The organism is Sphingopyxis indica, from assembly GCF_900188185.1.
In the GTDB taxonomy this organism is placed as follows: domain Bacteria; phylum Pseudomonadota; class Alphaproteobacteria; order Sphingomonadales; family Sphingomonadaceae; genus Sphingopyxis; species Sphingopyxis indica.
Genome location: NZ_FZPA01000004.1, coordinates 88,454 through 102,567 on the forward strand (window position 1 = coordinate 88,454; position 14,114 = coordinate 102,567).

Annotated in this window: 17 protein-coding genes; 3 read left to right on the forward strand and 14 right to left on the reverse strand. The window is 67.5% G+C overall.

Features of this window, described 5'->3' with window-relative positions; genetic code table 11:
- Window positions 1-53: 53 nt before the first annotated feature.
- The 4 genes from CHB69_RS07565 to leuC are packed head-to-tail and all read right to left on the reverse strand — an operon-like array spanning window position 54 to window position 3,367.
- The gene (locus tag CHB69_RS07565; protein WP_089215540.1) at window positions 54-335 is read right to left on the reverse strand and encodes a DUF167 domain-containing protein; all 282 of its coding nucleotides are present in this window, start codon (window positions 333-335) and stop codon (window positions 54-56) included.
- Window positions 332-1,327: an NADPH:quinone oxidoreductase family protein gene (locus CHB69_RS07570; RefSeq protein ID WP_089215539.1), complete on the reverse strand. Its 996-nt coding sequence runs from the start codon at window positions 1,325-1,327 to the stop codon at window positions 332-334. Before CHB69_RS07570 ends, CHB69_RS07565 begins: the two co-directional genes overlap by 4 nt.
- Window positions 1,328-1,349: 22 nt before the next feature.
- A complete protein-coding gene (gene leuD, locus CHB69_RS07575) occupies window positions 1,350-1,940 on the reverse strand; it encodes a 3-isopropylmalate dehydratase small subunit (protein ID WP_089215391.1) in 591 nt (196 codons plus the stop codon).
- Window positions 1,937-3,367, reverse strand: coding sequence for a 3-isopropylmalate dehydratase large subunit (gene leuC, locus CHB69_RS07580; protein ID WP_089215392.1), 1,431 nt, complete (start codon window positions 3,365-3,367; stop codon window positions 1,937-1,939). Before leuC ends, leuD begins: the two co-directional genes overlap by 4 nt.
- Before the next feature lie 206 nt (window positions 3,368-3,573).
- Between leuC and CHB69_RS07585 the strand changes: the two genes are divergently transcribed.
- Window positions 3,574-4,092 carry a sterol desaturase family protein gene (locus tag CHB69_RS07585; RefSeq protein WP_089215541.1) on the forward strand — a complete coding sequence of 173 codons (519 nt, stop codon included), beginning with the start codon at window positions 3,574-3,576 and terminating at the stop codon, window positions 4,090-4,092.
- 101 nt (window positions 4,093-4,193) lie between these two features.
- On the opposite strand, the gene CHB69_RS07590 is transcribed toward CHB69_RS07585, so the two are convergent.
- From CHB69_RS07590 to CHB69_RS07620, 7 genes are all read right to left on the reverse strand, one after another.
- Complete coding sequence (locus CHB69_RS07590; protein ID WP_089215393.1) at window positions 4,194-4,874, reverse strand: glutathione S-transferase family protein; 681 nt, start codon at window positions 4,872-4,874, stop codon at window positions 4,194-4,196.
- Entirely contained in the window at window positions 4,862-5,842 is a 981-nt protein-coding gene (locus tag CHB69_RS07595) for an NAD-dependent epimerase/dehydratase family protein (RefSeq protein ID WP_089215394.1), read from the reverse strand. The genes CHB69_RS07590 and CHB69_RS07595 overlap by 13 nt, the downstream gene beginning before the upstream one ends.
- Before the next feature lie 80 nt (window positions 5,843-5,922).
- Window positions 5,923-7,227, reverse strand: coding sequence for a serine hydrolase domain-containing protein (locus CHB69_RS07600; protein WP_089215395.1), 1,305 nt, complete (start codon window positions 7,225-7,227; stop codon window positions 5,923-5,925).
- Window positions 7,211-7,852 carry a CoA transferase subunit B gene (locus CHB69_RS07605; RefSeq protein ID WP_089215396.1) on the reverse strand — a complete coding sequence of 214 codons (642 nt, stop codon included), beginning with the start codon at window positions 7,850-7,852 and terminating at the stop codon, window positions 7,211-7,213. Before CHB69_RS07605 ends, CHB69_RS07600 begins: the two co-directional genes overlap by 17 nt.
- Window positions 7,852-8,715, reverse strand: a complete 864-nt coding sequence (locus tag CHB69_RS07610; RefSeq protein ID WP_089215397.1) for an HAD family acid phosphatase — start codon at window positions 8,713-8,715, stop codon at window positions 7,852-7,854. The genes CHB69_RS07605 and CHB69_RS07610 overlap by 1 nt, the downstream gene beginning before the upstream one ends.
- Window positions 8,715-9,044: a DUF5076 domain-containing protein gene (locus CHB69_RS07615; RefSeq protein ID WP_245836615.1), complete on the reverse strand. Its 330-nt coding sequence runs from the start codon at window positions 9,042-9,044 to the stop codon at window positions 8,715-8,717. Before CHB69_RS07615 ends, CHB69_RS07610 begins: the two co-directional genes overlap by 1 nt.
- Window positions 9,041-9,751, reverse strand: coding sequence for a CoA transferase subunit A (locus CHB69_RS07620; protein ID WP_089215398.1), 711 nt, complete (start codon window positions 9,749-9,751; stop codon window positions 9,041-9,043). The genes CHB69_RS07615 and CHB69_RS07620 overlap by 4 nt, the downstream gene beginning before the upstream one ends.
- An 89-nt stretch (window positions 9,752-9,840) precedes the next feature.
- On the opposite strand from CHB69_RS07620, the gene CHB69_RS07625 reads away from it, so the two are divergent.
- Both CHB69_RS07625 and CHB69_RS07630 read left to right on the forward strand, forming a co-directional pair.
- On the forward strand, window positions 9,841-10,752 hold the full coding sequence (locus CHB69_RS07625) for a LysR family transcriptional regulator (RefSeq protein ID WP_089215399.1): 912 nt from the start codon (window positions 9,841-9,843) through the stop codon (window positions 10,750-10,752).
- Between the two features lie 60 nt (window positions 10,753-10,812).
- Window positions 10,813-11,619, forward strand: a complete 807-nt coding sequence (locus CHB69_RS07630) for a universal stress protein (protein WP_089215400.1) — start codon at window positions 10,813-10,815, stop codon at window positions 11,617-11,619.
- A gap of 144 nt (window positions 11,620-11,763) precedes the next feature.
- Here the strand turns inward: CHB69_RS07630 and CHB69_RS07635 are convergent, their stop codons facing one another.
- Genes CHB69_RS07635 through CHB69_RS07645 form a run of 3 tightly spaced genes read right to left on the reverse strand, consistent with a single transcriptional unit; the run spans window position 11,764 to window position 14,090 of the window.
- Window positions 11,764-12,411 (reverse strand): HAD-IA family hydrolase, encoded by a 648-nt coding sequence (locus CHB69_RS07635; RefSeq protein ID WP_089215401.1) that lies wholly within the window; start codon window positions 12,409-12,411, stop codon window positions 11,764-11,766.
- A gap of 49 nt (window positions 12,412-12,460) precedes the next feature.
- Window positions 12,461-13,150 (reverse strand): VIT1/CCC1 transporter family protein, encoded by a 690-nt coding sequence (locus tag CHB69_RS07640; RefSeq protein ID WP_089215402.1) that lies wholly within the window; start codon window positions 13,148-13,150, stop codon window positions 12,461-12,463.
- A 19-nt stretch (window positions 13,151-13,169) separates the two neighbouring features.
- A complete protein-coding gene (locus CHB69_RS07645) occupies window positions 13,170-14,090 on the reverse strand; it encodes an SMP-30/gluconolactonase/LRE family protein (RefSeq protein ID WP_089215403.1) in 921 nt (306 codons plus the stop codon).
- Window positions 14,091-14,114: the final 24 nt, after the last annotated feature.

Here is a 14,114-nt window from a genome sequence, read left to right on the forward strand (position 1 = left end):
TCGCCATAGGGCCGATGGGCTGATAAAGGGTTAACCCGGCGTCGGTCTTGCGATCAGTCGAGTGCGATGCCGACAAGCTTGACGCGCGCCGAGGCGCCGCGCAGCAGCGTCAGATCGCGGCGCGGGCGGCCGAGCGCGGCGGCGAGCAATTTCAGCACGGCCTCGTTCGCGGCGCCATCGGCCGGCGCGGCGGTCACGCGGACCAGCACGGCGCCATCGACGATCCGCACCTCGTCGCGTCCGGCGCCGGGGGTAACGCGCAGTTCGATCCGCCCGGCGGGCTTCGCGAGTGCGCGCAGCGCTTCGGTCAGCGCGGGGTCGGGGCGATATTTCAGATCGTAATCACCAGCTTGCCGACCGCGCTGCGGTCGCCGAGCTTGGCGATCGCCTTGCCGCCGTCGGCGAGCGCGAAGCGTTCGGTGACGCGCGGTCTGATCTTGCCCTGCTCCCACAGCTGGAACAGCCGCGCGATATTGGCGCGGTTGCGCTCCGGCTCGCGCGCGACGAAGGCGCCCCAGAAGACGCCGGCGACGTCGCAGCTCTTGAGCAGCGTCAGGTTGAGCGGCAGGCGCGGGATGCCCGCGGGGAAGCCGACGACGAGATAGCGGCCCTCCCACGCGATCGAGCGCAGCGCGGGTTCGGCATAGTCGCCGCCGACCGCATCATAGATGACGTTCGCGCCCTCGGGTCCGACGGCGTCCTTGAATTTGTTCGCGAGCGCTTTCGACGCATCCTTGTCGAACGGCTGATAGCCATAGACGACGACCTCGTCGGCGCCCGCCGCGCGCGCGATCCCGGCCTTCGCCTCGCTCGACACGCCGGCGACAACGCGCGCGCCGAACGCCTTGCCCAGCTCGACCGCCGCGATCCCGACCCCGCCCGACGCGCCAAGGACGAGCAAAGTGTCGCCTTCCTTGATGTGGCCGCGATCGACGAGCGCGTGGATGCTGGTGCCATAGGTCATCAAGAGCGAGGCACCTTCCGCGAAATCATGGCCCTCGGGCAGATGATAGACATTGTGGACGCCGACCGCGACGGCTTCGGACATTCCGCCATTGCCGCAGCCCGCAATCACGCGGTCGCCGACCTTGAATTCGGTCACGCCTTCGCCGACTTCGGCGACCAGTCCCGCGACCTCGCCGCCCGGCGCGAACGGGCGTTCGGGGCGGAACTGATATTTATCCTCGATGATCAGCACGTCGGGGAAGTTGACCGCGCAGGCCTTTACGTCGATCACGATCTGCCCCTTGCCCGCGCTCGGGCGCGGCAGCTCGCCGAGCGTCAGCGTTTCGGGGCCGCCGGTGGCGGTCGACAGAAGAGCCTTCATCATCCTTCTCCTTTTCGGGTCGTCATGCCGCCGGGCGCATCCAGGGACGCTCGGCGTCGAGCTTTTTTTCATAGGCGTCGATTGCCGCGCCGCTCTTCTCGGTCAGCGAAATCTCATCGAGCCCTTCCAGCAGGCACATCTTGCGGAACGGGTCGATCTCGAAGGCGAAGCGGTCCTGAAAGGGCGTCGTCACCGTCTGGGTGTCGAGGTCGACGTGAATCGGATCGGTCTCGGCGACTTCCATCAGCCGGTCGATCGCCGCTTGCGGCAGTACGACGGGCAATATGCCGTTCTTGACCGCATTGCCGGAAAAGATGTCCGAATAAGAGGGCGCGATCACGACGCGAATGCCGAGGTCGCCGAGCGCCCAGGCGGCGTGCTCGCGGCTCGACCCGCAACCGAAATTATCGCCCGCGATCAGGATCGGCGCCCCCTTGTTCTCGGGCCGGTCGAACAGATTGCCGGGGTCGGCGCGCAGGCTCTCGAACGCGCCCTTGCCCATGCCCTCGCGCGTCGTGGTCTTCAGCCAGTGCGCGGGGATGATGACGTCGGTGTCGACATTCTTGAGCCCCAACGGGATTGCACGGCCTTCGACTTTTTCGATCGGGGTCATGCCATCAACTCCCGCACGTCGGTCAGCCGGCCGGTCACCGCCGCCGCGGCCGCCATCGCGGGGCTGACGAGGTGGGTGCGGCTGCCCGGTCCCTGGCGGCCGACGAAATTGCGGTTGCTCGTCGACGCGCAGCGTTCGCCCGCGGGCACCTTGTCGGGATTCATCGCGAGGCAGGCCGAGCAGCCGGGCTCGCGCCATTCGAGCCCCGCCTCGATGAAGATGCGGTCGAGCCCTTCGGCCTCGGCCTGAGCCTTGACCAGCCCCGATCCCGGAACGACGATCGCCCATTTGACATTGCCGGCCTTCTTGCGGCCCTTGATGACCGCGGCGGCGGCGCGCATGTCCTCGATGCGGCTGTTGGTGCAGCTGCCGATGAAGATATTCTCGATGGCGACATCCTGCATCCGCGTGCCGGGTTCGAGCCCCATATAGGCGAGGCTCTTCGCGGCGGCGGCCTGCTTCGACGGATCGGCGAAGCTCGCGGGGTCGGGAACGACGCCGGTGATCGGCACCACATCCTCGGGACTGGTGCCCCAGGTGACGCTCGGCGCGATGTCGGCGGCGTCGATGACAACGACCTTGTCGTAGGTCGCGCCCGGATCGGTCGCGAGGCTCTTCCAATATTCGACCGCCGCATCCCAATCGGCGCCCTTCGGCGCATAGGGGCGGCCCTTCAGATAGGCGAAGGTCACCGCGTCGGGCGCGATCAGTCCGGCGCGCGCACCGCCCTCGATCGCCATGTTGCTGATCGTCAGCCGGCCCTCGATGCTGAGCGCGCGGATCGCGCTGCCCGTATATTCGATGACATGACCGGTGCCGCCCGCCGCGCCGATCGTGCCGGTGATGTGGAGGATGATGTCCTTTGCGCTGACGCCGGGACCGACGTCGCCTTCGACGCGCACTTCCATCGTCTTCGCGGGCTGGAGCAGCAGCGTCTGCGTCGCGAGCACATGCTCGACCTCGCTGGTCCCGATGCCGAAGGCGAGCGCGCCGATGCCGCCATGGCAGGCGGTGTGGCTGTCGCCGCAGACGATCGTCGTGCCGGGCAAGGAGAAGCCCAGTTCGGGGCCGACGACGTGAACGATGCCCTGCTCGGGCGCGGTCGCGTCGATATAGCGGATGCCGAAATCGGGGGCATTCTTCTCGAGCGCGGCGAGCTGTGCCGCGCTTTCGGGGTCGGCGATCGGCAGCTTGTTCCCCGCCGCATCCCTGCGCGGCGTCGTCGGCAGGTTGTGATCGGGCACCGCGAGCGTCAGGTCGGGGCGGCGCACCGTGCGCCCGGCAGCGCGAAGCCCGGCAAAGGCCTGCGGGCTGGTGACTTCATGGACGAGATGGCGGTCGATGAAGATCAGGCAGGTGCCGTCCGCGCGCCGTTCGACGACGTGCGCGTCCCAGATTTTCTCGTAAAGCGTGCGGGGCCGAGTCATGCCGCTCACTTAAGCCGATGCGACAACTTTGCAAGCGAGTGGCGATCCAAAACGCAATTTTCGGTCGTAGGGATGCGAATGCCCCGGCGGTCGTCATCCCGGACTTGATCCTCCAGGCATCGACCGCGGCAATGGATGCCGATCAAGTCCGGCATGACGAAGGAGAGAAGGTGGTCACCGGTCCGCAACCGGCGTATGATAATTGCATGTCCCCGCTGGCCATCGTCCTGCTTGTGCTCGCCACCGTCGCCGCGATGGAAGGCGTCGCCTGGGCGAGCCACAAATATATCATGCACGGTTTCGGCTGGGCGTGGCATCGCGACCATCACGAACCGCACGCCAAGGCGCTGGAGAAGAATGACCTGTTCGCGCTCGTCGGCGCGGCGATGAGCATTTCGATGTTCGCAATCGGCAGCCCGCTTGTCATGGGCGCCGCTGCATGGGAGCCGGGGACGTGGATCGGGCTCGGCATCTTTTTCTACGGCATCGTTTACACGCTCGTCCACGATGGGCTGGTTCACCAGCGCTACTTCAAATGGGTGCCGCGCCGCGGCTATGCGAAGCGGCTGGTGCAGGCGCACAAGCTCCACCATGCGACGATCGGCAGGGAGGGCGGGGTGAGCTTCGGCTTCGTGCTGGCGCGCGATCCGGCGAAGCTGAAAGCCGAACTGAAGGCGCAGCGCGCGGACGGCATTGCGGTGGTGCGCGAGGCGCTGGCGGACTAGTCCCCGTCATTGCGAGGAGCCGAAGGCGACGCGGCAATCGAGAGCCTGCGTAAACCGCGCTGGATTGCTTCGCTACGCTCGCAATGACGAAAATGGGACGCTCAGGCGGTCCGGTAGTCCGCCGTAACGACCCCCGCCGCTGCCAGCTCGGCCTCATGGCTTTCCTCGCGCCACTCTTCGGCGAGCGCCTGGCGTTCCCATTCCTGCATCGCCGGATGCGCGAGCATATGATCGACCCAAGCCTGTCCGGCGCCGGCGTCGAGGCCATAGGTGCGGATGCGGAAGGCGACGGGCGCGAAGAAGGCGTCCACGGCGCTGAAATCGGACCCCGCGAGCCATGGCCCGCCGAAGCGCGATAGCCCTTCCTCGAACAATTCGCGGATGCGCGCGATATTGGCCGCGAGCGCCTTGGACATCGGCTTGGGGGTCACGCGCACGCCGACATTCATCGTGCAATCGTTGCGCAGCGCCGCAAAGCCGCTGTGCATCTCGCACACCGCGCACTGCGCCCAGGCGCGGGCGTCGGGACCCGCCGGCCAGACGCCCTCGTGCCGGTCGGCCAGATAGAGCGCGATGCCGAGCGAATCATGGATGGTGCGGCCGTCGTCGAGCAGCGCCGGCACCTGCCCGGTCGGCGAAAAGCTGCGGAAATCGTCATAGTTGACCGGCTTGGTGAAGGGCTCGATGCGATCCTCGAACGCGATGCCGAGCCCCTTCATCAGCACCCACGGGCGCAGCGACCAGCTCGAATAATTGCGGTTGGCGGTGATCAGTTCGTACATGGGTCGGTCTCCCGCTGGGCGATGATGGGTGAGGTGTAATCGGGATCGTGCGCGAAGGGCAGCGGCGCTTCGGCCGCCAGCGCGGCGAGCACCGCGGCGAAGTCGGTTTCGGCGCGCCAGCCGAGGCGCCGCTCGGCGCGCGCGGGATCGTAGACGCGCTCGATCCGCTCGGGAAGCACCCAGCCGCGCCGCGCATAAAGCGCTGCGGCTTCGGGATGATAGCGCGCGATGACGGCGCGCGCGTCGCGCGCCAGTTCGGCGGCGTCCGCGCGCGCGAAGGGCGGGGACGCGGAGAGGATGAAGGTGTCGCAGCCGATCGCGGGCGCGGCTTCCAGCGCGGCGAGATGCGCGGCGGCGGCATCCTCGACGGTCAGGCGGCGATTCAGAAACTCGTTCGCCTTGAGATTCTCGCCGCTCGGGACAGTATGCGTGTCGTCATCCTCGGGGAAAAAGCGCCCCGTGCGCAGGATCAGCGCGGCGATGCCATGCTCGCGGTGAGCGAGGCGGCACGCCTGCTCGGCCGCGAGCTTGGTGATGCCATAGATGTTGCGGGGCTCCAGGGGCGCGAAATCCTCCTCCATCCACCATGCTCCCTCGGGGCCGGCGCCTTCGCGCACGTCGGATCGCACCATCAGCGAGGTGGTCGAGGTGAAGAGGAAACGGTCGTTGCCCGCCGCGACCGCGGTTTCGATCAGATTGAGCGTGCCGGTGACATTGACGTCGATGAAGGCCTGGCGCGGATAACGCGCGATGTCGGGCTTGTGCAGCGCACCCGCGTGGATCACCGCCTCGATGCCATGGTCGGCAAAGGCGCGCTCGACGAACATACGGTCTGCGACCGTGCCGAGCAGCTGCGTATGCGGCCCCGGAACCACGTCGAGCCCGGTGACACGGTGCCCCGCCTTCGTCAGCAGCGGCGCCAGATAGCGCCCGAGCCAGCCCGACGAACCGGTCAGCAGCACGCGCATCGGTGATTCTCCCTCGGCCTCGGACGCGCGCCCGATACACCGGCAGCGGGTTTGCGAGCAAGCGCGCCGGTGAGAAACCTCTAGCTTTCGGGAGCCGCGGCGACCGCGCCGGCAACCGTCCGCTGTGCGCGTGCCGGGGGCAGGTCGCCGAGGTCGAGCCAGCGCCCGCCGTCGCGCTGGTAATAGCTGTCGATCACCGCGAACGGAATGCGGAACGGCCGCCCCCAGTCGCTGTTCCACAACGCGACGACGCCGGTTCGCGTCGCGGGTTCGAAGATCATCGTCGAGCGATAGCCCGAAACGGCGCCCGAATGGCCTTCGAGCCGGTGCCCGTCATAGGTGAAGCTGCGCCAGCCGAGGCCATAGGAGGCGTCGCTTGTCGCCTGCCGCAGCGCGCCGCCATAAAGGCGGGCGGTGGGAACGCGCGGGCGGTGAGCGATCTGCAGCGTCGCGGCGGGCAGCACGTCGGGGCGGTTTCCCATCATCGCCTGCATCCAGGTGGCGAAATCGACGATATCGCTTTCGACCCCCGCGGCGGCGGGCACGCGCCAATAGGCCTCTTTCAGCGGATGGGCGTCCCAGATCGCGTGCGGGCGCGCCCAGTCGCGCGCGCCGGTCAGCCGCTTCATGCCATAGCCCGCGCTGACCATGCCGAGCGGGCGGAAAAGCCGGTCCTCGACGGCATCGGCGAAGGGCTTCTTTGCCGCCTGCGCGACGATCTCGCTCGCGGTGTCGAAGGCGACATTCTGATAGCTGTGGCAGGTGCCCGGCTCGCACTGCAGCGGCGCTCCGGCAAGGCTGGTGCGCAGCGACGCGGGATTTTGCCCCGCCTCCAGCTTCTCGTCATAGGCGTTTTTGGTCAGCCCCGTGCGCTGGGCGAGCAACTGCGCGACGGTCAGCCGCGCCTCGGCGCCGCCGGGCAGCCGCAGCGAAGTGTGCCAGTCGGCGACCGGGCGGTCGAGATTCACCGCGCCGTCCCCGGCCAGCGCCGCGGCCATCGCACCCGTCGCGGTCTTGGACACCGAGGCCCAGCGGAACAGCGTGTGCGGGGTGACCGGCGCGCCCGTTTTGCGGTCGGCGACGCCATAGGTGCGCACGAAGCGCAGCTTGCCGTCTTCGACGACCGCGACCGCGAGCCCCGCCATTTCGGGGCGCTGGGCAAGCGCCGCCAATCGCCGGTCGAGCGCGCGATAGTCGATCCGTCCGTGCCATTTGGCGGGCGTGTCGGGCAGATTTTCGGCCTTGAGCGGGATCGGGACGCTCGCGAGCGGCTGGCTTTCGCCGACGCCATGAAAGCCGAACCAGCTGGCGGCCACCAGCACGGCGAGCGCGACGAGTCCGAAAATGATCCGCAGCGCGGATTCCTGTTTAGATGGCGACCTCATATCGGGCAGTGGTTTTAGCGGCGACTTCGTCCGCCGTCACCCCCGGTGCGAGTTCGACCAGCCTGAACGGGCTGCCGTGATCGGCGCGCCTGAACACCGCGAGGTCGGTGACGATCATGTCGACGACATTCTTGCCGGTCAGCGGCAGCGTGCAGGCGGGGATGAATTTCGGGTCGCCGCTCTTCGACACATGCTCCATCACGACGATGATCTTTTTGACCCCGGCGACGAGGTCCATCGCGCCGCCCATGCCCTTGATCATCTTGCCGGGGATCATCCAGTTGGCGATGTCGCCGCCTTCGCTGACCTCCATCGCGCCCAATACGGTCAGGTCGATGTGCCCGCCGCGGATCATCGCGAAACTGTCGGCCGAGCTGAAATAGACCGACTGCGGCAGCTCGCTGATCGTCTGCTTGCCCGCGTTGATCAGATCGGGGTCCTCGTCGCCCTCAAAAGGAAAGGGGCCGATGCCGAGCATGCCGTTTTCCGACTGGAGCGTGACCTCCATCCCCGCGGGGATATGGTTCGCGACCAGCGTCGGGATGCCGATGCCGAGGTTGACGTAAAATCCGTCCTTCAATTCCTTCGCGGCGCGCGCCGCCATATCGTCGCGGGTCCAGGGCATTATTTCGGCTCCCAATTGGTGTCGGAGGGGAAAAGATCGTCCCAGCCAAGATGGTCCCATGGGCCGTAAACGGGGTTGGGGAAAAGGAACCAGCCCTTGTCCCAGAGCCTGGCTGCGGCGGAGCTGGTGGCGAGCGCGGTGCGCGCGGCGGGCGCCAGCGCCTTGTCGTTGAACTGCTGGCTGAAATCGCCGAGCTGGTCGCCCGCCATCGCGATCACGCACCAGCGCGCCGCGATGGTGGCGCGGCGGCCGTCCTTGCTCGATCCGTCCGCATCGTCGCCGGCGAGGAACAAGGTTTCGCCATGCTTGAACTCGCCGAGCCCGGCGGCGCGCAGCGTCGCTTCGGTCCCCGCGGCATTGGCGGCGCTGCGGTTGGTATTCGCGATCACGGTGATCCCCGCGGCGCGCAAGGCGCTCACCATCGCGACGGTGCCGGGCATCGCCTTTGCGGCGCCGGCGCCGGTCTTTTCCCAGCTGTCCCAGATCTTGGGATCGAAGCCGATACCGCGCTCGCCCATATAGCGCGTCGCGCCGAGGTTCCAGATCAGCGTCTCGTCGGCGTCGAACACGGCCGCGAAGGGCTTGTCGCCGCACGGCTCGAAGCGCGGGGCGTCGAGCGTCGCGCCGGATGCGAGGATAACGCTGTCGGCCGGCCGCGCCTTGATGCGCCGGACCGCATAGTCGGCGATGCGCGCGTTGGTCGCCCGCACGGCGACTTCGGCCTCGGCCGAGCCATAGAGATATTGCAGCGCCGTCGCCGGTTTCGCGGTTTCGGCGGGCGGCGGGGACGCGGCCGGCGGCGGCGTGGTGGCGGCACAGCCCGCGAGCAGCAGCGTCAGAGTGGTGAACAGCAGCGGTCTCATCAATGCGTTCCTCCGGGACCGAGCGGACGCGGCGTATCGGTCGGATTGCCAAGCTCGGCGCTCACGCCCTCCATGATCCGCTCATAAGCATGGTCCTCGCTGACATTCACGGCATTGGCATAGGCTTTGGCGCCGTGGCGGATCGCATCGACGATCGCGAGGCCGAAGAGCGCCGGATCGGCACCGAGCTTTGCCGGGTCGATCACGCACAGCACATTGCCGTTTGCCTGCTTCCACATCCGCAGAAATTCCTCGCCGCCAGCCAGCGCCGGGATGCCGCTGACGTCGATGGCGCCCTTGTGGCCGATGCCTCTGCGCCCGAAGCTCACGCCGCCTCGCGCGGGCGGACGGTGCGGAACTCGATCTTCTTGTCATAGGGCGCGCCGACGATCATGCGCTTCACATAGATGCCGGGCAGGTGGATGCAGTCGGGATCGAGGCTGCCGGTCGGCACGATCTCCTCGACCTCGGCGACGCAGATTTTGGCCGCGGTCGCCATCGGCTGGTTGAAATTGCGCGCGGTCTTGCGAAAGACGAGGTTCCCCGCCTCGTCGGCCTTCCACCCCTTGATGATCGCAAGGTCGGCAAAGATGCCGCGTTCGAGGATATAGTCCTGCCCGTCGAAGGTCTTGACCTCCTTGCCCTCGGCGACCGCGGTGCCGACACCGGTCTTGGTATAGAAGCCGGGAATGCCCGCGCCGCCCGCGCGGCAGCGTTCGGCGAGCGTGCCCTGCGGACAGAATTCGACCTCGAGCTCGCCCGCCAGATATTGCCGCTCGAACTCCTTGTTCTCGCCGACATAGGAGGAGATCATCTTTCTGATCTGCCGCGTGCGGAGCAGCTTGCCCAGGCCTTCGCCGTCGATGCCTGCATTGTTGCTCGCAACGGTGAGGTCCTTGACCCCCGCGTCGCGGATCGCGTCGATCAGCCGCTCGGGAATGCCGCAGAGTCCGAAGCCCCCCGCGCAGATGTGCATCCCGTCGAAGAGAAGGCCCTCGAGCGCTGCGGCTGCGTCGGAATATCGCTTGTTCGCCATGAATCGGGCCTCCTGCTGCTGGTGGGCGCGACTTTGGCGCATCGCACATATCAATTCTAATCATAGTGATTTTCGATTATTCATAAGCAATGTCGATCAATCGAATCGCCATCTATCATCTCGAAACGCTGCTGTGGATCGACCGGCTCGGCACCTTCTCGGCCGCCGCCGAGCGGCTCAATACGACCCAGCCCGCGGTATCGGCGCGGATGCGCGAGCTCGAGCAGCGGCTTGGCTCGACCTTGTTCCGCCGCGACGGGCGCGGCATGGCGCTGACCCCCGCGGGACGCAAGCTGGTGCGCGACTGCGCGCCGCTGTTGCGCGAGATGGAGCGGGCTTTGCTCGGCAGCGGCGGCTTTGGCGAGGCGAGCGGCGTCGTGCGGATCGGCGCGGGCGAGATTGCGGCGGCGAGCTGCCTGCCGCCCTTCATCGCGGCGCTGAAGGCCGAAATGCCGGGCGTCGGGCTGGAGATCGAGATCGACTTGACCGCGAACCTGATCCAGCAATTGCTCACCGGGCGGACCGACCTCGCCTTTGCCGCGGGGCCGGTCGCGCATCCGTCGCTCCGCACCAGCCCGATCGGCAGCGTCGCGCTGCTCTGGCTCGCGAGCCCCGCGGTCGCGGCTACCTTCGCGCGTGGCACCGAAGCCGCGCTGCCCGTCTGGTCGCTCGCCAGCCATTCGCCGATCCACGGCCGGATGCGCGACGCGATCGCCGCCTCGCGGATCGCCGCCAAGTCGCTCAACCTGTGCAACAATGCGCGGATGATGATCGACATCGCGAAGGCGGGCGGCGGCGTCGGCATTTTCCCCGAACCGATGGTGCAGGGGGAGATCGCGGGCGGAGCATTGGTCGAACTCGCAGGATTGCCGCCGCTCGCGCCGGTCGCCTTTCACGTCGCGATGCGCGTCGCCGATACCGAACCCGTGCTCACCCGCATCTTCGACCAGGCGGCGACGCTGCACATCGGCGCCGTCGCGCCCGTTGACGCCGATCAATGAACCGGTCCCGCGGGCCGTGCATTCTGTGTATAAAGGACTGCATAGGTAAGGAGACCGACGATGCGCTCGATACTGGTTCACGCCGACAATGACGCCGCGTTCGAAGGGCGACTGCAGGCGACGCTCGATCTCGCCCGGCGGTTCGAGGGACATGCGACCCTGCTGATCGCCACGCCGCTCCAGCAGTTCGTCAGCTTCGATCCGTTCGGCGGCACCTATTTCGCCACTGAGGCGCTCGCGGCGGCGCAGGCCGACGACCTCGCGCTCGAAAGCAGGTTGGAGGACCGGCTCAAGGACGAGGATGTGCCATGGGATATCGCGCTCGCCGATGGCGAGATCGCGGGCGCGCTTTCGGCCGCCGCCGTCTTTGCCGACCTCGCCGTCGTCAGCCTGCCGCCGGCCGGCGCCAAGGCGGGGCCGCCGCCGCTGCTCGCGGGCGATGTCGCGCTATCGACCGCCGCGCCCGTGCTTGCGCTGCCGCGCGCGACCCGGACGTTCGACTTCGACGCGCCGGTGATGGTCGCGTGGAACGGCAGCGCCGAAGCCGCGCACGCGCTGCGCGCCGCGATCCCGCTGATGAAGGAGCGCGCGGTGACGCTGGTGACGGTGGGGAAGGACGAGGATGGCTTCCCCGCGACCGACGCGCTCAGCTATCTGTCGCGGCACGACGTCCACGCCGAACTCGAGATCGTCGAGCGCGGGGTCGAGACGGTCGAGGAGCGGCTCGAAAAGGAAGCGCTCGCCATGGGCGCGGGGCTGATCGTGATGGGCGCCTTCGGGCGCAGCCGGCTGCGCGAGACGATTTTCGGCGGCGTCACCCAATATCTGCTGACGAACAGCAGCGTGCCGTTGCTGGTGGCGCATTGAATCGTGATCGTTGCTGAGTAAGCCCGTGTGCTCCCGCGGAGCCGAAGGCGGCGCGTAGCGCCAACGCGGGAGCCCATCTGACGACGGTTCCATATAGAAATCGGCGGAAGATGGATCGGCTTTTTCAATCGAAGACGATGCGCCTTAGGGCAGCACTGTCCCCAGCGCCGCCGACAGGTCGGCGAGCGCCTGTTCGCCGCTCGTCACCTTGATCGCGTGCATGCCGAGCATCGCCGCCGGCTTGCAGTTGATGCCGAGGTCGTCGAGATAGACGCATTCGGCCGCGGCGACGTCCAGCGTCTCGCACATCATTTGATAGATGCGCGGGTCGGGCTTGCGGACGCCGACCTTGCTCGATTCGATGACATGGTCGAAGCGGTCCATGATCGCCGCAATCTCGGCCGCCGCGCTCTCGCTGCGCGCCATGCCCGCGCCTTTTCCCGAGGGCACGTTGTTGGTGATGCAGCCGATCGTGAAGCCTTCCCTCTTCAGCGTGTCGAGCGCCGCGACCATCGCGGGACGCACCGCGCCCGCAAGCACCGCGAGCACCGCTTCGCCTTCGAGCGCGTGCCCCAGCGCGCGCGCCTCTTCGGCGAAGGCGCGGTCGAAGGTCGCGGCGTCGATTTCGGCGCGCTCGAACCTCGCCCACGCATTGCCGTCGGGATCGGCGGCGTTGACGCGGCGCACGAAATCGCGCGGCAGACCGCGTTCCTCCTCGAGCCGGTTGAAGGCTTCGAAGGGCGAGGCGGTGATGACTCCGCCGAAGTCGAATAGGACGGTCGAATAAGGCATGGCGGCTTCATGGCCTGCGGGGGCGGCGTCGATCAAGCGATTTGACCGATCAGCCGACCGCGGCGTCGAACAGCGACCCGATCGCGATCGTCGCGGCCATCGCGAAGGCGCCCCAGAAGCTCACCCGCGCGACCGCGCGCGCCACCGGGGCATTGCCCGCCCACGCGCCGAGCGCTCCGAGCGCCGCGAGGAAGGTCAGCGAGGCGCCCGAAACGGCCCATGGCAGCGACGGCCCCGAGACGAGGAGCACCACCCCGAGCGGCAGCGCCGCGCCGACCGAAAAGCTCGCCGCCGAAGCCGCGGCGGCCTGAACCGGGCGCGCGCGCATCGCATGGTTGAGCCCCAGTTCGTCGCGCAAATGGCTGTCGAGCGCATTGTGCGCGGTGAGTTCGCGGGCGACCTCCTCGGCGAGCGGGCGGGAAAGGCCGCGCTGCTGATAGATTTGCGTCAGCTCCTCGAGCTCGAAATCGGGATCGGTGGCAAGCTCGTGCTTTTCCTGCGCAATGTCGGCCTTTTCGGCGTCGCCCTGCGAGCTGACCGACACATATTCGCCCGCCGCCATCGACATCGCCCCGGCGACGAGTCCGGCGGTGCCGGTGAGCAGGATCGCCTGCGGCGCGGTTCCCGCCGCGGCGACGCCGGCGATCAGGCTCGCGGTCGAAACGATGCCGTCGTTGGCACCGAGAATCGCTGCGCGCAGCCAGCCGACTCGTTCGATCGCGTGGCTTTCCCTGTGCATGGCGCTCCCTTCGCTCCGGTCAATATCGCAGCGTCAGCCCCGGCCGCGCCCAGCGCGTCTTCACCAGCCGCCCGCTGCCCGACAGGGTTAGATAGGCGTCGCGCATGTCGGCGCCGCCGAAAGCGATGTTGGTGGTGAAGATGTCGTCGGTTTCGACGAATTCGACCAGCTCGCCGGCGGGCGAGACGACGCTGATCCCGCATTCGCCGATCGTCGCGACGCAGATATTGCCGTTCGCCTCCATCGCGAGGCTGTCGAAGAATTTATAGCCCGCGGGACGATAGAGCGGGATGCCGGGGCCGCCCGGGCCCGCCGCGTCGTCGACCTTGCCGGGCGCGACGATGTTGAACTTCATCAGGCGGCAGGTGTAGGTTTCGGCGGCGTAGAGCGACTTGCCGTCGGGTGACAGGCCGACGCCGTTCGGATTGTTCGACGGGAAGATCACTTCCTCGATGAAGCTGCCGTCGGCCTTGGCATAGAAGATGCCGACGATGTCGTGGCAGCGCTTTTCATAATCGACCTTGCCATGGTCGGTGAACCAGAAGCCGCCGTGCGCGTCGAACATGATGTCGTTGGGGCCGCGCAGCGTCACGCCATGGTCACCCGATTTGTAGAGGGTTTCGACCGCGCCGGTCCCGATGTCGATGCGCTCGATCCGCCCGCCCGAATAGTCCTTCGCGATGCCGTGCGGGGCCAGATAGCCGTTCGCCTCGACATATTCGAAGCCGCCGTTGTTGCAGCAATAAAGCTTGCCGTCGGGGCCGATCGCCAGGCCGTTGGGACCGCCGCCGGGGGTGGCGATGACCTCTTTCTTCCCGCCGGGCCAGCAGCGCGTGATGCGCCCCTCGGCGATCTCGACCACGATCACGCTGCCGTCGTCCATGACGACCGGCGCCTCGGGGAAGCGCAATCCGTCGGCGATCAGTTCAAATTCGGCCATCCCATTCTCTCCTGTCCTCTGTTC